Source organism: Flavobacterium sp. Arc2, assembly GCF_041431385.1.
GTDB lineage: Bacteria > Bacteroidota > Bacteroidia > Flavobacteriales > Flavobacteriaceae > Flavobacterium.
Genome location: NZ_JASMRH010000015.1, coordinates 68965 through 85729, shown reverse-complemented (window position 1 = coordinate 85729; position 16765 = coordinate 68965). Strand labels below are relative to the sequence as shown.

At 35.4% G+C, this 16765-nt stretch carries 31 protein-coding genes; all 31 read left to right on the top strand.

Annotated elements, in window-relative coordinates; all coding sequences use genetic code 11:
* Positions 1 to 132 precede the first annotated feature (132 nt).
* The 31 genes from rpsL to QO182_RS11770 all read left to right on the top strand — a co-directional run bounded on the left by rpsL (position 133) and on the right by QO182_RS11770 (position 16757).
* On the top strand, positions 133 to 516 hold the full coding sequence (gene rpsL / locus QO182_RS11920) for a 30S ribosomal protein S12 (protein WP_022828353.1): 384 nt from the start codon (positions 133 to 135) through the stop codon (positions 514 to 516).
* A 73-nt stretch (positions 517 to 589) separates the two neighbouring features.
* Entirely contained in the window at positions 590 to 1066 is a 477-nt protein-coding gene (rpsG, locus tag QO182_RS11915) for a 30S ribosomal protein S7 (RefSeq protein WP_091091578.1), read from the top strand.
* 10 nt (positions 1067 to 1076) lie between these two features.
* Positions 1077 to 3233 carry an elongation factor G gene (fusA, locus tag QO182_RS11910; RefSeq protein ID WP_371535365.1) on the top strand — a complete coding sequence of 719 codons (2157 nt, stop codon included), beginning with the start codon at positions 1077 to 1079 and terminating at the stop codon, positions 3231 to 3233.
* 11 nt (positions 3234 to 3244) lie between these two features.
* Positions 3245 to 3550, top strand: a complete 306-nt coding sequence (gene rpsJ, locus QO182_RS11905) for a 30S ribosomal protein S10 (RefSeq protein WP_011963470.1) — start codon at positions 3245 to 3247, stop codon at positions 3548 to 3550.
* 153 nt (positions 3551 to 3703) lie between these two features.
* A complete protein-coding gene (gene rplC / locus QO182_RS11900; protein ID WP_371535363.1) occupies positions 3704 to 4321 on the top strand; it encodes a 50S ribosomal protein L3 in 618 nt (205 codons plus the stop codon).
* Positions 4321 to 4950 (top strand): 50S ribosomal protein L4, encoded by a 630-nt coding sequence (gene rplD / locus QO182_RS11895; protein ID WP_371535361.1) that lies wholly within the window; start codon positions 4321 to 4323, stop codon positions 4948 to 4950. The genes rplC and rplD overlap by 1 nt, the downstream gene beginning before the upstream one ends.
* A 6-nt stretch (positions 4951 to 4956) precedes the next feature.
* The gene (rplW, locus tag QO182_RS11890; protein WP_007136564.1) at positions 4957 to 5247 is read left to right on the top strand and encodes a 50S ribosomal protein L23; all 291 of its coding nucleotides are present in this window, start codon (positions 4957 to 4959) and stop codon (positions 5245 to 5247) included.
* A 9-nt stretch (positions 5248 to 5256) separates the two neighbouring features.
* On the top strand, positions 5257 to 6081 hold the full coding sequence (gene rplB, locus QO182_RS11885) for a 50S ribosomal protein L2 (protein WP_091091587.1): 825 nt from the start codon (positions 5257 to 5259) through the stop codon (positions 6079 to 6081).
* Positions 6082 to 6087: 6 nt separating this feature from the next.
* The gene (gene rpsS / locus QO182_RS11880) at positions 6088 to 6366 is read left to right on the top strand and encodes a 30S ribosomal protein S19 (protein WP_007136562.1); all 279 of its coding nucleotides are present in this window, start codon (positions 6088 to 6090) and stop codon (positions 6364 to 6366) included.
* 6 nt (positions 6367 to 6372) lie between these two features.
* Positions 6373 to 6783, top strand: a complete 411-nt coding sequence (gene rplV, locus QO182_RS11875; RefSeq protein WP_007136561.1) for a 50S ribosomal protein L22 — start codon at positions 6373 to 6375, stop codon at positions 6781 to 6783.
* 6 nt (positions 6784 to 6789) lie between these two features.
* Entirely contained in the window at positions 6790 to 7539 is a 750-nt protein-coding gene (rpsC, locus tag QO182_RS11870) for a 30S ribosomal protein S3 (RefSeq protein ID WP_026707012.1), read from the top strand.
* Positions 7540 to 7557: 18 nt separating this feature from the next.
* Positions 7558 to 7983, top strand: a complete 426-nt coding sequence (gene rplP, locus QO182_RS11865; RefSeq protein WP_016989325.1) for a 50S ribosomal protein L16 — start codon at positions 7558 to 7560, stop codon at positions 7981 to 7983.
* Between the two features lie 13 nt (positions 7984 to 7996).
* A complete protein-coding gene (gene rpmC / locus QO182_RS11860) occupies positions 7997 to 8194 on the top strand; it encodes a 50S ribosomal protein L29 (protein ID WP_371535353.1) in 198 nt (65 codons plus the stop codon).
* An 11-nt stretch (positions 8195 to 8205) separates the two neighbouring features.
* Positions 8206 to 8466, top strand: coding sequence for a 30S ribosomal protein S17 (rpsQ, locus tag QO182_RS11855; RefSeq protein WP_091091594.1), 261 nt, complete (start codon positions 8206 to 8208; stop codon positions 8464 to 8466).
* Between the two features lie 2 nt (positions 8467 to 8468).
* Positions 8469 to 8837: a 50S ribosomal protein L14 gene (rplN, locus tag QO182_RS11850; protein WP_007136556.1), complete on the top strand. Its 369-nt coding sequence runs from the start codon at positions 8469 to 8471 to the stop codon at positions 8835 to 8837.
* Between the two features lie 11 nt (positions 8838 to 8848).
* Positions 8849 to 9163, top strand: a complete 315-nt coding sequence (rplX, locus tag QO182_RS11845) for a 50S ribosomal protein L24 (RefSeq protein ID WP_371535350.1) — start codon at positions 8849 to 8851, stop codon at positions 9161 to 9163.
* Positions 9164 to 9165: 2 nt separating this feature from the next.
* Entirely contained in the window at positions 9166 to 9717 is a 552-nt protein-coding gene (gene rplE / locus QO182_RS11840; protein ID WP_074724339.1) for a 50S ribosomal protein L5, read from the top strand.
* Between the two features lie 3 nt (positions 9718 to 9720).
* On the top strand, positions 9721 to 9990 hold the full coding sequence (gene rpsN, locus QO182_RS11835; RefSeq protein ID WP_074724338.1) for a 30S ribosomal protein S14: 270 nt from the start codon (positions 9721 to 9723) through the stop codon (positions 9988 to 9990).
* 70 nt (positions 9991 to 10060) lie between these two features.
* Positions 10061 to 10459, top strand: a complete 399-nt coding sequence (gene rpsH, locus QO182_RS11830) for a 30S ribosomal protein S8 (protein WP_066081018.1) — start codon at positions 10061 to 10063, stop codon at positions 10457 to 10459.
* Between the two features lie 15 nt (positions 10460 to 10474).
* The gene (gene rplF / locus QO182_RS11825; RefSeq protein WP_371535348.1) at positions 10475 to 11017 is read left to right on the top strand and encodes a 50S ribosomal protein L6; all 543 of its coding nucleotides are present in this window, start codon (positions 10475 to 10477) and stop codon (positions 11015 to 11017) included.
* A gap of 11 nt (positions 11018 to 11028) precedes the next feature.
* Entirely contained in the window at positions 11029 to 11379 is a 351-nt protein-coding gene (rplR, locus tag QO182_RS11820; protein WP_371535346.1) for a 50S ribosomal protein L18, read from the top strand.
* 6 nt (positions 11380 to 11385) lie between these two features.
* Positions 11386 to 11910: a 30S ribosomal protein S5 gene (gene rpsE, locus QO182_RS11815; protein WP_091091607.1), complete on the top strand. Its 525-nt coding sequence runs from the start codon at positions 11386 to 11388 to the stop codon at positions 11908 to 11910.
* A 12-nt stretch (positions 11911 to 11922) separates the two neighbouring features.
* A complete protein-coding gene (gene rpmD / locus QO182_RS11810; protein ID WP_091203662.1) occupies positions 11923 to 12105 on the top strand; it encodes a 50S ribosomal protein L30 in 183 nt (60 codons plus the stop codon).
* An 11-nt stretch (positions 12106 to 12116) separates the two neighbouring features.
* Entirely contained in the window at positions 12117 to 12569 is a 453-nt protein-coding gene (gene rplO, locus QO182_RS11805; RefSeq protein WP_101137086.1) for a 50S ribosomal protein L15, read from the top strand.
* Positions 12570 to 12582: 13 nt separating this feature from the next.
* A complete protein-coding gene (secY, locus tag QO182_RS11800; protein ID WP_074724334.1) occupies positions 12583 to 13929 on the top strand; it encodes a preprotein translocase subunit SecY in 1347 nt (448 codons plus the stop codon).
* A 4-nt stretch (positions 13930 to 13933) separates the two neighbouring features.
* Positions 13934 to 14149, top strand: a complete 216-nt coding sequence (infA, locus tag QO182_RS11795) for a translation initiation factor IF-1 (RefSeq protein ID WP_007136545.1) — start codon at positions 13934 to 13936, stop codon at positions 14147 to 14149.
* A gap of 12 nt (positions 14150 to 14161) precedes the next feature.
* The gene (gene ykgO, locus QO182_RS11790) at positions 14162 to 14278 is read left to right on the top strand and encodes a type B 50S ribosomal protein L36 (RefSeq protein ID WP_074724333.1); all 117 of its coding nucleotides are present in this window, start codon (positions 14162 to 14164) and stop codon (positions 14276 to 14278) included.
* Between the two features lie 2 nt (positions 14279 to 14280).
* A complete protein-coding gene (gene rpsM / locus QO182_RS11785; protein WP_074724332.1) occupies positions 14281 to 14655 on the top strand; it encodes a 30S ribosomal protein S13 in 375 nt (124 codons plus the stop codon).
* Positions 14656 to 14663: 8 nt separating this feature from the next.
* Positions 14664 to 15047 carry a 30S ribosomal protein S11 gene (gene rpsK, locus QO182_RS11780; protein WP_007136543.1) on the top strand — a complete coding sequence of 128 codons (384 nt, stop codon included), beginning with the start codon at positions 14664 to 14666 and terminating at the stop codon, positions 15045 to 15047.
* 90 nt (positions 15048 to 15137) lie between these two features.
* On the top strand, positions 15138 to 15743 hold the full coding sequence (rpsD, locus tag QO182_RS11775) for a 30S ribosomal protein S4 (RefSeq protein ID WP_074724331.1): 606 nt from the start codon (positions 15138 to 15140) through the stop codon (positions 15741 to 15743).
* Positions 15744 to 15764: 21 nt separating this feature from the next.
* A complete protein-coding gene (locus QO182_RS11770) occupies positions 15765 to 16757 on the top strand; it encodes a DNA-directed RNA polymerase subunit alpha (protein ID WP_074724330.1) in 993 nt (330 codons plus the stop codon).
* The last annotated feature ends 8 nt before the right edge of the window (positions 16758 to 16765 follow it).

The window sequence follows — 16765 nt, the reverse complement described above, 5'->3', positions numbered from 1 at the left end:
GGTTAAATAACAAATGTTTACTTGTGGTAAAAATTAATCAATTAACGTTTGTGGAGTGAAAAATATTTTATACATTTGCAACCCCGTAAAAAGCGGGAATTAAATATACATAATAAATTTTTAGTATTAATTATGCCAACAATTCAACAATTAGTAAGAACAGGAAGAACTCAGATGACTAAGAAGAGTAAATCGGTTGCTTTAGATTCTTGTCCTCAAAGAAGAGGGGTTTGTACGCGTGTTTACACTACAACACCAAAAAAACCAAACTCTGCAATGCGTAAAGTAGCGCGTGTACGTTTGACAAATGGTAATGAAGTAAATGCATACATCCCTGGTGAAGGACACAATTTACAAGAGCACTCGATAGTATTAGTTAGGGGTGGAAGGGTAAAAGATTTACCAGGAGTTAGATATCACATCGTTCGTGGTGCACTTGATACGTCAGGAGTAGCAGGAAGAACGCAAAGAAGATCTAAGTACGGAGCAAAACGCCCAAAAGAAGCAAAAAAGTAATTTAAAATAATGTATTTGTAGTGTCGTGATTTATTGCGATAGTATAGGTATTGTATTTTATTAAAAAAAAGACATGAGAAAAAGAGCGGCAAAGAAAAGACCACTTTTACCAGATCCAAGGTTTAACGACCAATTGGTAACACGTTTTGTGAACAACTTAATGTGGGATGGTAAGAAATCAACAGCTTTTAAAGTTTTTTATGATGCGATTGACATTATAGAAGCTAAAAAGCAAGATGCAGAAAAACCATCATTAGATATTTGGAAAGATGCTTTAGCAAACGTTATGCCTCACGTAGAAGTACGTAGTCGTAGAGTAGGTGGAGCTACATTTCAAATTCCAATGCAGATTAGACCAGACAGAAAAATTTCTATGGCAATGAAGTGGTTAATACTTTATGCAAGAAGAAGAAATGAAAAGTCTATGGCTCAAAGGTTGGCTTCAGAATGTTTAGCTGCGGCTAAAGAAGAAGGAGCAGCTGTTAAGAAAAGAATGGATACTCACAAAATGGCAGAGGCTAACAAAGCATTCTCTCACTTTAGATTTTAATTCATAAGAAATGGCTAGAGACTTAAAATACACAAGAAATATAGGGATTGCTGCTCATATTGATGCTGGTAAAACAACAACAACAGAGCGTATTCTTTTTTATACTGGTAAATCACATAAAATTGGTGAAGTACATGATGGTGCTGCAACAATGGACTGGATGGCTCAAGAGCAAGAAAGAGGTATTACAATTACTTCTGCTGCTACAACTTGTGAGTGGAATTTTCCAACTACACAAGGAAAGCCGTTACCGGAGACGTTACCTTACCACTTTAATATTATTGATACTCCAGGACACGTTGATTTTACCGTAGAGGTGAATCGTTCATTACGTGTGTTGGATGGTTTAGTTTTCTTGTTTAGTGCTGTTGATGGTGTAGAGCCTCAATCAGAGACAAACTGGAGATTAGCAGATCAATACCGTGTACCGCGTATTGGTTTTGTTAATAAAATGGATAGACAAGGATCTAACTTTTTGATGGTATGTCAGCAAGTAAGAGATATGTTGAAATCAAACGCAGTTGCAATCACTTTACCAATTGGTGAAGAAAATGATTTCAGAGGTGTTGTGGATTTGGTAAAAAATCAAGCTATTGTATGGCATGAAGAAGGTTTAGGAGCGACTTATGATATTGTGCCTATTCCTGAAGATATGCTTGAAGAAGTTAAAGAATACAGATCAATTCTTATTGAAGCAGTAGCTGATTATGATGAGAATTTGCTTGAAAAATTCATGGAAGATGAAAACTCTATTACAGAGGAAGAAATCAACATTGCGTTAAGAGCGGCTGTAATGGACATGGCTATCATTCCAATGATTGCTGGTTCTTCTTTTAAAAACAAAGGTGTTCAATTTATGTTGGACGCAGTTTGTAAATACTTACCATCTCCAATGGATAAAGAAGGTATCGAAGGGATTCATCCTGATGATGCTGAATTATTAGAAGAAGATCAAACTAAAATCATTCGTAAGCCAGATGTTAAAGAGCCGTTCGCTGCTTTAGCATTTAAGATTGCTACAGATCCTTTCGTAGGACGTTTAGCTTTCTTCCGTGCTTATTCAGGACGTTTAGATGCAGGTTCTTATGTTTTGAACACTCGTTCTGGAAACAAAGAAAGAATCTCAAGAATATATCAAATGCATGCTAACAAGCAAAACCCAATCGATTATATCGAAGCAGGTGATATTGGAGCAGCAGTAGGGTTTAAAGATATTAAAACTGGAGATACATTGTGTGATGAAAAACACCCAATTATCCTAGAAAGTATGAAATTCCCTGCGCCGGTAATTGGTATTGCAATTGAGCCTAAAACTAAAGCTGATGTAGATAAAATGGGTATGGCTTTGGCTAAATTAGCTGAAGAAGATCCAACGTTTACTGTTAGAACGGATGAGGCTTCAGGGCAAACTATTATCTCGGGTATGGGTGAACTTCACTTAGATATCTTAGTAGATAGAATGCGTCGTGAATTCAAAGTTGAAGTAAACCAAGGTGAGCCTCAAGTTGAATATAAAGAAGCTTTTACAAAAACTGCAATTCACAGAGAAACATACAAAAAACAATCAGGAGGTCGTGGTAAATTCGGTGATATCGTATTTAAACTTGAGCCAGCTGATGAAGTTGATGGTAAAGTTCCTGTAGGTTTACAGTTTGTTAACGCTGTAAAAGGTGGTAACGTACCTAAGGAATATATTCCTTCTGTAGAAAAAGGATTTAGAGAAGCTATGAAAACGGGTCCTTTGGCTGGTTATCAAGTGGATAGTTTAAAAGTAACTTTAACTGACGGATCTTTTCACCCTGTCGATTCTGATGCACTCTCTTTTGAGTTAGCGGCAAGAATGGGGTATAGAGAAGTTGCTAAAGCTGCAGGTGCTGTTATTCTTGAGCCAATCATGAAAATGGAAGTTATTACACCAGAAGAAAACATGGGAGATATCGTAGGTGATATCAACCGTCGTAGAGGTCAGGTTAATGATATGGGTGATAGAGCTGGTGCTAAAACTATTAAGGCTGATGTGCCGTTGTCAGAAATGTTTGGTTATGTTACGACATTAAGAACGTTATCATCTGGTAGAGCAACATCTACTATGGAATTTTCACATTATGCGGAAACTCCTTCTAATATTTCAGAAGCAGTAATTAAAAAAGCAAAAGGAAACGCTTAATCTTTAAGAAAATGAGTCAAAAAATCAGAATAAAACTAAAATCTTACGATCACATGTTGGTAGACAAGTCTGCTGAGAAGATTGTAAAAACGGTTAAGAGTACCGGTGCAGTAGTAACAGGACCAATTCCATTACCAACTCACAAAAAACTTTTTACAGTGCTACGTTCTCCACACGTTAACAAAAAAGCGAGAGAACAATTTGAAGTAATGTCATACAAGAGATTGATTGATATTTATTCATCTTCATCTAAAACTATTGATGCTTTAATGAAATTAGAATTGCCTAGTGGAGTTGAAGTAGAGATCAAAGTTTAAGGATTTACTTAAGAGTAAAAAGGGCACTTTGTTTAAGTGGAAATTTTTTTTGGATTGTGTGTAAATAAGTTATACTTTTGCACCACTTTAAAAATGAGTTCCACTTAAATGATGTGTTCTATTTTTATATTTAATAATTAATAATTAATATTTATGTCTGGGTTAATTGGTAGAAAAATCGGCATGACTAGTATTTTCGATGAAAACGGGAAGAATATTCCTTGTACAGTAATTGAAGCTGGTCCTTGTGTTGTTACCCAAGTCAGAACCATTGGTGTTGACGGGTACGAAGCGTTGCAACTGGGTTTCGATGACAAAAACGAGAAACATTCCACAAAAGCGGCTTTAGGTCACTTTAAAAAAGCGGGAACTGTAGCTAAGAAAAAAGTCGTTGAATTTCAGAATTTTGCAACAGAACAAAAACTAGGAGATCTTATAGATGTTTCTATGTTTGTAGAAGGAGAATTTGTAGATGTACAAGGTGTATCTAAAGGTAAAGGTTTTCAAGGGGTTGTAAAACGTCACGGTTTTGGTGGTGTTGGTCAAGCAACTCACGGTCAACATAACCGTTTAAGAGCGCCGGGTTCTGTAGGAGCTTCTTCTTATCCATCTAGAGTATTCAAAGGAATGCGTATGGCTGGAAGAATGGGAGGAGAAAATGTAAACGTTCAAAACCTTAGAGTTTTAAAAGTAGTTGCTGAAAAGAATCTACTTGTTATAAAAGGATGCGTTCCTGGATGTAACAACTCTTATGTAATCATTCACAAGTAATGGAAGTAAAAGTATTAGATTTCAACGGAAAAGATACTGGAAGAAAGGTTGAACTTTCTGATTCAGTATTCGCAATTGAACCAAATAATCACGCAGTATACCTTGATGTTAAGCAGTATTTAGCTAATCAAAGACAAGGAACGCACAAAGCAAAAGAAAGAGCTGAAGTAGCGGGAAGTACACGTAAGATTAAAAAACAAAAAGGAACTGGTACTGCTCGTGCGGGTAGTGCAAAGAATCCATTGTTTAAAGGTGGTGGAACGGTTTTTGGACCAAGACCAAGAAGTTATTCATTTAAATTGAATAAAAACTTGAAACGTTTGGCAAGAAAATCTGCTTTCTCAATTAAAGCAAAAGAGGCAAATATTATTGTTCTTGAAGACTTTAAATTTGAAACACCAAACACTAAAAATTTCATTAATGTTTTGAAAGCTTTAGAGTTAGAAAATAAAAAATCTCTATTTGTGTTGGGCGATGCGAATAAAAATGTATATTTGTCGTCACGCAATTTAAAGGCGTCTAGCGTAGTAAGTAGCTTAGAATTAAGTACTTATGCTATTCTTAACGCTAATAACCTAGTTCTTTTAGAAAGCTCTTTGGAGATAATTGAAGAAAATTTAAGTAAATAATAGGATATGAGCATCATAATTAAACCTATAGTAACGGAAAAAGTAACCAAAGAAAGTGAAGTTTTAAACCGCTTCGGATTCGTTGTTAACAAAAAAGCAAATAAAGTTGAGATTAAGAAAGCTATTGAAGCTGCTTATGGTGTGACTATTTTGAGTGTTAACACGATGAACGTAAGACCGGATAGAACTACAAAATACACTAAAAGTGGTTTAATCAGTGGAAAGACTAATGCAATTAAAAAAGCAATTGTTCAAGTACAAGAAGGAGAAACAATTGATTTTTACAACAATATCTAAGATAGAAAAATGTCAGTAAGAAAATTAAAACCTATTACCCCAGGTCAGCGATTTAGAGTTGTGAATGGTTATGACGCCATTACAACTGATAAGCCGGAACGCTCTTTGATAGCGCCGATAAAAAACTCTGGAGGTAGAAATAGTCAAGGAAAGATGACCATGCGTTATACGGGTGGTGGTCACAAGCAGAGATATCGTATTATTGATTTCAAAAGAACAAAGGAAGGGATTCCTGCGACAGTGAAATCAATTGAATATGATCCAAATCGTACTGCATTTATCGCATTGTTAGCTTATGCTGATGGTGAGAAAACTTATGTTATTGCTCAAAACGGATTGAAAGTCGGTCAGAAATTAGTTTCTGGTCCAGATTCTCAACCGGAAATTGGTAATGCATTGCCGTTAAGCAGAATTCCATTAGGAACTGTTATTTCTTGTATTGAGTTAAGACCAGGTCAAGGAGCAGTAATTGCTCGTTCTGCTGGAACATTTGCTCAATTAATGGCAAGAGACGGGAAATACGCAACAATCAAAATGCCTTCAGGTGAAACGAGATTAATCTTGTTAACCTGTGCTGCTACAATTGGAGCTGTTTCTAATTCAGACCACCAATTAGTTGTATCTGGTAAAGCAGGTAGAACAAGATGGTTAGGTAGAAGACCTAGAACAAGACCTGTTGCAATGAACCCTGTCGATCACCCAATGGGTGGTGGTGAAGGACGTTCTTCTGGTGGACATCCACGTTCAAGAAATGGAATACCAGCAAAAGGTTATAGAACTCGTTCTAAGAAAAACCCGAGTAACAAGTATATCGTAGAACGTAGAAAGAAATAATAAGATATGGCACGTTCATTAAAAAAAGGACCTTTCGTTCATTATAAGTTAGACAAGAAAGTTCAAGAAAACATCGCAGGTGGAAATAAAGGAGTTGTAAAGACATGGTCTAGAGCTTCAATGATTACTCCAGACTTTGTTGGGCAAACTATCGCAGTTCATAACGGTCGTCAATTTGTACCAGTTTACGTAACAGAAAACATGGTAGGTCACAAATTAGGAGAGTTTTCACCAACTAGATCTTTTAGAGGTCATGCTGGAGCAAAAAATAAAGGTAAAAAATAAGAAGCAATGGGAGTTCGTAAAAGAGAAACAGCAGATGCGAGAAAAGAGGCTAATAAGTCTATTGCTTTCGCGAAATTGAATAACTGCCCTACTTCACCTAGAAAAATGCGCTTAGTAGCGGACTTGGTAAGAGGTCAGAAGGTAGAAAGAGCACTAAACATCTTAAGATTCAGTTCTAAAGAAGCTTCAAGAAAATTAGAAAAATTGGTTTTATCTGTTATTGCCAACTGGCAAGCAAAAAACCCTGATGCTAATATGGAAGAAGCAGGTTTATTTGTTAAAACGATTACAGTAGATGGTGGAATGATGTTGAAAAGACTTCGTCCAGCTCCACAGGGTCGTGCACACAGAATAAGAAAACGTTCTAATCACGTTACAATCGTATTAGGATCTATTAATAACACACAAGCAATTTAATACAAGATGGGACAAAAGACAAATCCAATTGGAAATAGACTTGGTATCATCAGAGGATGGGACTCAAACTGGTATGGTGGAAATGATTATGGTGATAAACTTGCCGAAGATCACAAAATCAGAAAGTATATCCATGCTCGTTTATCAAAAGCTAGTGTATCAAAAGTAATCATCGAGAGAACTTTAAAACTTGTAACCGTTACTATCACTACTGCTAGACCTGGTATCATTATCGGAAAAGGTGGACAAGAGGTAGACAAGTTGAAAGAAGAGCTTAAGAAAATTACTGACAAAGAGGTTCAAATCAACATCTTTGAAATCAAAAGACCTGAACTTGACGCGTATCTAGTTGCTACAAGCATCTGTCGTCAAATCGAAAGCCGTATTTCTTACAGACGTGCAATCAAAATGGCTATTGCTGCTTCTATGCGTATGAACGCTGAAGGTATCAAAGTTTTGATTTCTGGTCGTTTGAATGGTGCAGAGATGGCACGTTCAGAAGGTTTCAAAGAGGGAAGAGTTCCTTTATCAACTTTCAGAGCCGATATTGATTATGCATTAGCTGAAGCGCATACTACTTATGGTAGAATGGGTATCAAGGTGTGGATCATGAAAGGTGAAGTTTACGGAAAGAGAGATCTTTCTCCGCTTGCTGGAATGGACAAGAAACAATCTGGCGGAAAAGGTGGAGATTCTCCTCGTGGGAAATCTAACTTTAATAAAGGTGGAAAACCAGACGCTCGTAAAAGAAAGTAATTTTTAAATTAAAGAAAAATGTTACAGCCTAAAAGAACAAAATACCGTAAGGTACAAAAAGGTAAAATGAAGGGGAACTCTGGAAGAGGGCATGAACTTTCTAATGGAATGTTTGGTATTAAATCTGTACATGAAGATGGAATGTTTCTAACTTCACGTCAAATTGAAGCAGCACGTATCGCTGCAACTCGTTTCATGAAAAGAGAGGGGCAATTATGGATCAAAATATTTCCAGACAAACCAATTACTAAGAAACCTCTTGAGGTACGTATGGGTAAAGGTAAAGGTGCAGTTGAGTATTGGGCTGCCGTTGTTAAACCCGGAAGAATTATGTTTGAAGTTGGAGGAGTTCCTTTATCAGTTGCAAAAGAGGCGTTACGTCTTGCGGCTCAAAAGCTTCCAGTTAAAACTAAATTCGTAGTTGCTAGAGATTTCGAAGCATAATCTATATTATATTATGAAACAATCAGAAATAAAAGATCTTTCTGCAGCGGAGTTGCAAGAGAAGCTTAGTTTGACTAAGAAAACATATGCTGACCTAAAAATGGCTCATGCTTTATCGCCAATTGAGAATCCACTTCAAATTAGAAGTGTAAGAAGAACAATTGCGAGATTAGCTACAGAGCTAACTAAAAGAGAATTGCAACAATTGTAATCTGCTGAAAGATGGAAGAAAAAAGAAATTTAAGAAAAGAAAGAGTTGGTGTTGTAACTTCGGACAAAATGGATAAATCTATTGTTGTTGCAGAAGTGCGTAAAGTAAAACACCCATTATACGGTAAGTTCGTGTTGAAAACTAAAAAGTATCATGCACACGACGAAACGAACGACTGTAACGTTGGAGATACTGTAAGGATTAGCGAAACGCGTCCTTTAAGTAAAACTAAATGTTGGAGGTTAGTTGAAATCCTAGAAAGAGCTAAATAATTATGGTACAACAAGAATCAAGACTAAAAGTAGCAGATAACACAGGGGCTAAAGAAGTTTTAACTATCCGTGTTTTAGGAGGTACCAAAAGAAGGTATGCTTCTGTTGGTGACAAGATTGTAGTTTCTATCAAAGATACAACTCCTAACGGAAGCGTTAAAAAAGGAGCTGTTTCAACTGCAGTAGTTGTACGTACCAGAAAAGAAGTGAGAAGAGCCGATGGTTCTTATATCCGTTTCGATGACAATGCATGTGTTCTTTTGAACGCTGCAGGAGAAATGAGAGGAACTCGTGTTTTTGGACCGGTAGCAAGAGAACTTCGTGAAAAACAATTCATGAAAATTGTATCATTAGCACCTGAAGTGCTTTAATTCGTTTTAAGATGATAAAGCTAAAAATAAAAACTGGCGACATTGTAAGAGTAATTGCTGGAGACCATAAAGGTTCAGAAGGTAAAGTATTGCGTGTTGACCGTGAGAAAAACAAAGCGATTGTTGAAGGTGTAAACATGGTTTCAAAACATACGAAACCAAGTGCGAAAAGCCCTCAAGGTGGTATTGTGAAAAAAGAAGCTTCTATTCAAATATCTAATATATCTCTAATTGATCCTAAAACAAAGGAAACAACTAGAGTTGGAATTAGAGTTGAAGGAGATAAGAAAGTAAGATTTTCAAAAAAATCTAATCAAGTACTATAGTAATGGAGTATACACCTAGACTAAAAGAAGAATATAAGAACAGAGTAATATCTGCTCTTAAAGAGGAGTACGGATACACAAACGTAATGCAAGTTCCAAAATTGGAAAAAATCGTTTTGAGCCGTGGAGTTGGAGCAGCAGTTTCTGATAAAAAATTAATTGACTATGCAGTTGATGAATTAACAAAGATAACTGGACAAAAAGCGATATCTACAATTTCAAAGAAAGATGTTGCATCTTTCAAATTGAGAAAAGGAATGCCAATTGGTGCTAAAGTTACTTTACGTGGAGAAAGAATGTACGAGTTTTTAGATAGACTTATTACTTCTGCTTTACCACGTGTTAGAGATTTCAGTGGTATAAAAGCTACAGGTTTTGACGGAAGAGGAAACTATAACCTAGGGGTTTTAGAGCAAATCATTTTCCCAGAAATTGACATTGATAAAGTAAACAAAATATCAGGTATGGATATCTCTTTTGTAACTACTGCAAAAACAGATAAGGAAGCAAAGTCATTATTGGCTGAATTAGGATTACCTTTTAAAAAGAATTAAGATATGGCTAAAGAATCAATGAAAGCCCGTGAGGTGAAGAGAGAAAAAACGGTAGCTAAGTATGCTGAGAAAAGAAAAGCTTTGTTAGAAGCTGGAGATTTCGTAGGTTTGCAGAAATTACCTAAAAACGCTTCACCTGTTCGTTTGCACAACAGATGTAAAATTACAGGTAGACCTAGAGGTTATATGCGCCAATTTGGTGTTTCACGTGTTACATTTCGTGAAATGGCAAATAACGGATTGATACCAGGGGTTAAAAAAGCTAGTTGGTAGAAAATTAATTTTAATTGGTTAAAGGTTCTTCAGAAGGTCTGAAGAAAACCATAACCGCAAATTTATACATATGTATACAGATCCTATTGCAGATTATTTAACAAGGGTTAGAAACGCTGTGGCTGCAAACCACAAAGTTGTTGAAATCCCTGCATCTAATCTAAAAAAAGAAATAACTAAGATCTTATTTGATCAAGGTTATATCTTAAGTTACAAATTTGAAGACAACGCTGTTCAGGGTTCAATCAAAATTGCTTTGAAGTATGATAAAGATACTAAAGAGTCAGTAATAAAAGATATCCAAAGAATTAGTAAACCAGGTTTACGTAAATATTCAAGTTCTTCAACCATTCCAAGAATCCTTAACGGATTAGGTATTGCTATTGTTTCTACATCAAAAGGATTGATGACAGGAAAAAAAGCAAAACAATTGAATGTTGGTGGTGAAGTAATTTGTTACGTATACTAATAAATAGACTATAAGATGTCAAGAATAGGTAAAAGCCCAATTGTAATCCCTGCTGGAGTAACTGTAGAAGTTAAAGATGGTATTATTACAGTAAAAGGAAAAAATGGTCAACTTACACAGGAGTTTTCGGACGTAACTGTTACAGTTGAAGACGGTCAAGTTCAAGTAGACAGATCGTCTGATCACAAAGACCAAAGAGCAAAACACGGTTTGTACAGATCTTTAATCAATAACATGATTATTGGTGTAACTGAAGGTTTTACAAAATCATTAGAATTGGTAGGAGTTGGTTATAGAGCTTCTAATCAAGGACAAAAATTAGATTTAGCTCTTGGATATTCTCACAATATCGTTTTGCAAGTTGCTGCTGAAGTAACTTTAGAAACTATATCTGAAAAAGGTAAAAACCCAATTGTTAAACTTACATCGTTTGACAAGCAACTTTTAGGTCAAGTTGCGGCAAAAATTAGAGCTTTCCGTAAGCCTGAGCCGTACAAAGGAAAAGGTGTTAAATTTGTGGGTGAAGTATTAAGAAGAAAAGCAGGTAAATCAGCTTAAAAAATAAGATTATGTCATTATCAAAACCTGAAAGAAGACAGAGAATTAGATTCAGAATTAGAAAAACGATTAGTGGTTCTGCTACAAATCCAAGACTATCTGTATTTAGAAGTAACAAAGAAATTTATGCTCAACTTATTGATGACGTAAACGGAGTTACTATTTTGGCTGCTTCTTCAAGAGAAAAAGAAATAGGAAAAGGTACTAACGTAGATGTTGCTATTGCAGTTGGAAAACTTGTAGCAGAGAAAGCGTTAAAAGCTGGGATAGAAGTTGTAACATTCGATAGAGGAGGTTACTTGTATCACGGTCGTATTAAATCATTAGCAGAAGGCGCGAGAGCGGCTGGACTTAAATTCTAATATATTATGTCTAATAAATACAAGAATGTAGAGTTGGTAAAACCAAGTGGTCTTGAATTAAAAGATCGTTTGGTGAGTGTTAATCGTGTTACTAAAGTTACAAAGGGTGGTAGAGCTTTCGGTTTTTCTGCTATTGTAGTTGTAGGTGATGAAAATGGTGTTGTAGGTCATGGACTAGGAAAATCTAAAGACGTTTCTGAAGCAATTGCGAAAGCGGTAGAAGATGCTAAGAAAAATCTAGTGAAAATTCCTTTGAATGGACAATCAGTACCACACGAACAAAAAGGTAAATTTGGTGGAGCACGTGTATTTTTAATTCCTGCCTCTCATGGTACAGGAGTTATTGCAGGTGGAGCTGTTCGTTCAGTTCTTGAGTCAGTTGGGATTCACGATGTATTGTCGAAATCTCAAGGATCATCAAACCCTCACAACGTAGTTAAGGCGACTTTTGATGCGTTGTTACAAATGAGAAGCGCCTATAGTGTTGCAAAACAAAGAGGAGTTTCTTTAGAAAAAGTTTTTAAAGGTTAATTCAAGGAAATTATGGCTAAATTATTAGTAAAACAAGTTAGAAGTAAAATCAACTGTCCTCTTACTCAAAAAAGAGGATTGGAAGCTTTAGGTCTACGTAAAATGGGACAAATTGTAGAGCATGATTCAAACCCTACAATCCTTGGGATGATAAACAAAGTTAAACACTTAGTTTCTGTAGAAGAAGCTAAATAACAAATACTGGTATGAATTTAAGTAACTTACAACCAGCTGAGGGTTCAACACACAGTCAAAATAAGAGACTAGGTAGAGGAGAAGGTTCTGGAAAAGGTGGTACTTCGTCAAGAGGTCACAACGGACAAAAATCTCGTTCAGGTTATTCTAAAAAGATTGGTTTTGAAGGTGGGCAAATGCCACTTCAAAGACGTGTGCCTAAGTTTGGTTTTACAAACATCAATCGTAAAGAATACGAAGGTGTTAATCTTGATACACTTCAATTGTTAGTTGACAATGGTGTGATTACAGATACTGTCGATATGACAGTTTATGTTTCAAATCGTTTGGCTACTAAAAATGAGATCGTTAAGATTTTAGGAAGAGGAGAATTGAAAGCAAAATTAAAAGTAACTGCTCACAAATTTACTGCTACTGCAAAAGCTGCTATTGAAGCTGCTGGTGGAGAAGCGGTAACAATGTAATTTTTCAATTAATATGAAGAAATTTATTGAATCAATAAGTAATGTTTGGAAAATCGAGGAACTAAAAAACAGAATCCTAATTACATTAGGTCTGCTTTTAGTTTATCGTTTTGGAGCACATGTTACGCTTCCGGGAATTGATGCAACACAATTAAATAGTTTAGCAGGTCAGACCAAAAGTGGTATCGGATCTATCCTAGACATGTTTACTGGTGGTGCATTCTCTAAAGCGTCAGTTTTTGCTTTAGGAATTATGCCTTACATTTCGGCTTCTATTGTTGTACAGCTTATGGGAATTGCGATTCCTTATTTGCAAAAACTTCAAAATGATGGTGAGAGTGGTAGAAAAAAGATTAATCAGATAACACGTTGGTTGACTATTGTTATTACACTAGTACAAGGACCAACTTACATCTATAATCTATATAGAACTTTACCTAGTAGTGCATTTTTATTAGGGTTTAATTCTTTTGAATTCTTATTTTCTTCAGTGATTATCTTAGTTACAGGTACAATATTTGCCATGTGGTTAGGTGAAAAGATAACTGATAAAGGAATTGGAAATGGTATTTCACTTTTAATTATGGTAGGTATACTTGCTAGATTTCCTCAAGCATTTATACAGGAATTTACTACTAGAGTTACGAATAACAACGGTGGACCAATGTTATTGGTTATCGAAATTATTATTTGGCTTTTAGTTATTGTTGCCTGTGTTTTATTAACTATGGCAATTAGAAAGATACCAGTACAGTACGCTCGTCGTACTACGTCAGGTGATTTTGAACAAGATATGATGGGTGGTAATAGACAATGGATTCCATTAAAGCTTAATGCTTCTGGAGTTATGCCAATTATCTTTGCTCAGGCTATCATGTTCATACCTGCAGCTGTAGCTGGGTTGTCTAAATCAGATGCATCACAATCAGTTGTTGGCGCTTTTAGTAATATGTTCGGTTTTTGGTATAATCTTGTTTTTGCAACTTTGATAGTTGTATTTACATTCTTTTATACAGCAATTACAGTTCCTACTAATAAGATGTCAGATGATTTGAAAAGAAGTGGTGGATTTATTCCAGGTATTAGACCAGGAGTAGAAACTTCCGATTTTCTTGACAAAGTGATGTCTTTGATAACTTTCCCAGGATCTTTATTTCTAGCTCTAATAGCTGTGTTCCCAGCGATTATTGTAAGTCTTATGGATGTTCAACAATCTTGGGCAATGTTTTTTGGGGGTACCTCATTAATAATTATGGTTGGAGTTGCCATAGATACAATTCAACAAATTAATTCATACTTGTTAAACAAGCATTATGACGGTTTAATGAAGAGTGGAAAAAATAGAAAAGCAGTAGCTTAATCGTATGGCAAAACAATCAGCAATAGAACAAGACGGATCCATAATTGAAGCATTATCAAATGCGATGTTCCGTGTGGAGTTAGAGAATGGACATATTGTAATTGCTCATATTTCTGGAAAGATGCGTATGCATTATATCAAATTATTACCTGGTGATAAAGTGAAACTAGAAATGAGCCCTTATGACTTGTCAAAAGCAAGAATTACTTATAGATATTAAAGGATATTCACAATGAAAGTTAGAGCATCAGTAAAAAAGAGAAGTCCCGAGTGCAAGATTGTGCGTAGAAAAGGGATATTGTACGTTATAAACAAAAAGAATCCTAGATTTAAACAAAGACAAGGATAATTATGGCAAGAATAGCAGGGGTAGATATCCCGAAAAACAAGAGAGGTGTTATAGCACTTACCTATATCTTCGGATTAGGAAATAGTAGAGCTATTGAGATTTTAGAAAAAGCTCAAGTTAGCCAAGATAAAAAAGTTCAAGATTGGAATGATGACGAGATCGGAGCAATTCGTGAAGCGGTATCTGAATTCAAAATTGAAGGAGAATTGCGTTCTGAGGTTTCTTTGAACATCAAACGTTTAATGGATATTGGTTGTTATAGAGGTATCCGTCATAGAACTGGTCTTCCTTTAAGAGGACAAAGAACTAAAAACAACTCTAGAACAAGAAAAGGTAAAAGAAAAACTGTTGCCAACAAGAAAAAAGCAACTAAATAATAAGTAATATGGCTAAAGCAACTGCAAAAAAACGTAAAGTTATCGTTGAATCAACGGGAGAAGCTCATATTTCTGCTACCTTCAATAACATCATTATTTCTTTGACAAACAAAAAAGGTGAAGTTATTTCTTGGTCTTCAGCTGGTAAAATGGGTTTTAGAGGTTCTAAAAAGAACACTCCATACGCGGCCCAAATGGCAGCAGAAGATTGTAGTAAAGTAGCTATTGAAGCAGGACTTAAAAAAGTTAAAGTTTATGTAAAAGGACCAGGAAACGGACGTGAGTCTGCTATCCGTTCTTTGCATAACGGTGGAATCGAAGTAACTGAGATTATCGATGTTACTCCAATGCCTCACAACGGATGTCGTCCTCCTAAAAGACGTAGAGTTTAATAATATATTTAAGTATAACTAGGTAGAAAACACGATTATCGAAGGATATGACCTGAATTCATAATCTCTACCTTAATAAAATTTTTAGAAATGGCAAGATATACTGGTCCAAAAACTAGAATTGCTCGTAAATTTGGCGAAGCAATATTCGGAGATGACAAAGCTTTCGAAAGAAGAAGTTACCCACCTGGGCAACACGGAATGGCTAAAAAAAGAGGTAAAAAATCTGAATATGCAATCCAGTTAATGGAGAAGCAAAAAGCTAAATATTCTTATGGAATTTTAGAAAAACAATTCAGAGGTTTATTTAAAAAAGCATCAGCTACTAAAGGTGTTACTGGTGAAGTTCTTTTACAATTGTGTGAAGCAAGATTAGATAACGTAGTATTTAGAATGGGTATCGCTCCTTCTAGAAGAGGCGCTAGACAATTAGTATCTCACAGACACGTTACTGTTAACGGTGATGTAGTAAATATTGCTTCTTATCACCTTAAACCTGGTGATAAAGTAGGAGTTCGTGAAAAATCTAAATCATTAGAGGCTATCGAACGTTCTTTATCTAATTCAAGTCATGTTTATGAATGGATTACTTGGAATAATGACGTTAAAGAAGGTACTTTCGTTTCTGTACCAGCTAGACTTCAAATCCCAGAAAACATTAAAGAACAATTAATCGTAGAGTTGTACAACAAATAATAATTGACTTAGTCGAAATTTATGGCAATATTTAATTTTCAGAAGCCCGATAAAGTTATCATGATCGATTCAACCGATTTTGAAGGTAAGTTTGAATTCAGACCTTTAGAACCAGGATACGGATTGACCGTTGGTAATGCACTTAGAAGAGTTTTGCTTTCAGCATTAGAAGGTTATGCAATTACATCCGTTCGTATTGAAGGTGTAGATCATGAGTTTTCTACTATCTCAGGAGTTGTTGAAGACGTTACCGAAATTATTCTTAATCTTAAACAAGTACGTTTTAAACGTCAAATTGAAGATATAGATAATGAGGCAGTTACTATTTCTGTTTCAGGTAAAGATCAATTAACAGCTGGTGATTTTCAAAAATTCATTTCAGGTTTCCAAGTTTTGAATCCAGAACTAGTTATCTGTAATTTAGATCCAAAAATCAAACTGAACTTCGATTTAACAATCGAAAAAGGTAGAGGATATGTTCCTGCTGAGGAGAACAAAAAACAAAACGCTGCAATTGGAACTATTTTTACGGATTCTATTTTTACTCCGGTAAAAAACGTAAAATATTCAATTGAAAATTTCCGTGTTGAGCAAAAAACAGATTATGAGAAGTTAGTTTTTGAAATAAAAACTGATGGATCTATCAATCCAAAAGATGCGCTTACTGAAGCTGCTAAAGTTTTAATTCACCATTTCATGTTGTTTTCTGACGAAAGAATTACACTCGAGGCTGATGAAATCGCACAAACAGAATCGTATGATGAGGAATCATTACATATGAGACAATTGCTTAAAACTAAGCTTGTTGATATGGATTTATCTGTAAGAGCGTTAAATTGTTTGAAAGCGGCTGAAGTTGATACACTTGGAGATTTAGTATCGTTCAATAAAAATGACCTAATGAAATTCCGTAATTTTGGTAAAAAATCTTTAACTGAACTAGATGAACTAGTTGCTATTAAGAATTTGAACTTCGGAATGGATTTAGCAAAATACAAACTAGATAAAGAATAATTTACTTC

Bases quoted from the DNA above. Each gene is read 5' to 3' on its own strand.
- rpmD (WP_091203662.1), top strand. From the start codon at position 11,923: ATGGCTAAATTATTAGTAAAACAAGTTAGAAGTAAAATCAACTGTCCT.
- ykgO (WP_074724333.1), top strand. From the start codon at position 14,162: ATGAAAGTTAGAGCATCAGTAAAAAAGAGAAGTCCCGAGTGCAAGATT.
- rpsJ (WP_011963470.1), top strand. From the start codon at position 3,245: ATGAGTCAAAAAATCAGAATAAAACTAAAATCTTACGATCACATGTTG.
- rplE (WP_074724339.1), top strand. From the start codon at position 9,166: ATGGAGTATACACCTAGACTAAAAGAAGAATATAAGAACAGAGTAATA.
- rpsL (WP_022828353.1), top strand. From the start codon at position 133: ATGCCAACAATTCAACAATTAGTAAGAACAGGAAGAACTCAGATGACT.
- rpsD (WP_074724331.1), top strand. From the start codon at position 15,138: ATGGCAAGATATACTGGTCCAAAAACTAGAATTGCTCGTAAATTTGGC.
- rplW (WP_007136564.1), top strand. From the start codon at position 4,957: ATGAGCATCATAATTAAACCTATAGTAACGGAAAAAGTAACCAAAGAA.
- rplF (WP_371535348.1), top strand. From the start codon at position 10,475: ATGTCAAGAATAGGTAAAAGCCCAATTGTAATCCCTGCTGGAGTAACT.
- rplB (WP_091091587.1), top strand. From the start codon at position 5,257: ATGTCAGTAAGAAAATTAAAACCTATTACCCCAGGTCAGCGATTTAGA.
- rpsC (WP_026707012.1), top strand. From the start codon at position 6,790: ATGGGACAAAAGACAAATCCAATTGGAAATAGACTTGGTATCATCAGA.
- rpsH (WP_066081018.1), top strand. From the start codon at position 10,061: ATGTATACAGATCCTATTGCAGATTATTTAACAAGGGTTAGAAACGCT.
- infA (WP_007136545.1), top strand. From the start codon at position 13,934: ATGGCAAAACAATCAGCAATAGAACAAGACGGATCCATAATTGAAGCA.
- rpsG (WP_091091578.1), top strand. From the start codon at position 590: ATGAGAAAAAGAGCGGCAAAGAAAAGACCACTTTTACCAGATCCAAGG.
- fusA (WP_371535365.1), top strand. From the start codon at position 1,077: ATGGCTAGAGACTTAAAATACACAAGAAATATAGGGATTGCTGCTCAT.
- rplR (WP_371535346.1), top strand. From the start codon at position 11,029: ATGTCATTATCAAAACCTGAAAGAAGACAGAGAATTAGATTCAGAATT.
- rpmC (WP_371535353.1), top strand. From the start codon at position 7,997: ATGAAACAATCAGAAATAAAAGATCTTTCTGCAGCGGAGTTGCAAGAG.
- rpsQ (WP_091091594.1), top strand. From the start codon at position 8,206: ATGGAAGAAAAAAGAAATTTAAGAAAAGAAAGAGTTGGTGTTGTAACT.
- rpsM (WP_074724332.1), top strand. From the start codon at position 14,281: ATGGCAAGAATAGCAGGGGTAGATATCCCGAAAAACAAGAGAGGTGTT.
- rpsS (WP_007136562.1), top strand. From the start codon at position 6,088: ATGGCACGTTCATTAAAAAAAGGACCTTTCGTTCATTATAAGTTAGAC.
- rplP (WP_016989325.1), top strand. From the start codon at position 7,558: ATGTTACAGCCTAAAAGAACAAAATACCGTAAGGTACAAAAAGGTAAA.
- rpsK (WP_007136543.1), top strand. From the start codon at position 14,664: ATGGCTAAAGCAACTGCAAAAAAACGTAAAGTTATCGTTGAATCAACG.
- rpsN (WP_074724338.1), top strand. From the start codon at position 9,721: ATGGCTAAAGAATCAATGAAAGCCCGTGAGGTGAAGAGAGAAAAAACG.
- QO182_RS11770 (WP_074724330.1), top strand. From the start codon at position 15,765: ATGGCAATATTTAATTTTCAGAAGCCCGATAAAGTTATCATGATCGAT.
- rplC (WP_371535363.1), top strand. From the start codon at position 3,704: ATGTCTGGGTTAATTGGTAGAAAAATCGGCATGACTAGTATTTTCGAT.
- rplX (WP_371535350.1), top strand. From the start codon at position 8,849: ATGATAAAGCTAAAAATAAAAACTGGCGACATTGTAAGAGTAATTGCT.
- rpsE (WP_091091607.1), top strand. From the start codon at position 11,386: ATGTCTAATAAATACAAGAATGTAGAGTTGGTAAAACCAAGTGGTCTT.
- rplN (WP_007136556.1), top strand. From the start codon at position 8,469: ATGGTACAACAAGAATCAAGACTAAAAGTAGCAGATAACACAGGGGCT.
- secY (WP_074724334.1), top strand. From the start codon at position 12,583: ATGAAGAAATTTATTGAATCAATAAGTAATGTTTGGAAAATCGAGGAA.
- rplO (WP_101137086.1), top strand. From the start codon at position 12,117: ATGAATTTAAGTAACTTACAACCAGCTGAGGGTTCAACACACAGTCAA.
- rplV (WP_007136561.1), top strand. From the start codon at position 6,373: ATGGGAGTTCGTAAAAGAGAAACAGCAGATGCGAGAAAAGAGGCTAAT.
- rplD (WP_371535361.1), top strand. From the start codon at position 4,321: ATGGAAGTAAAAGTATTAGATTTCAACGGAAAAGATACTGGAAGAAAG.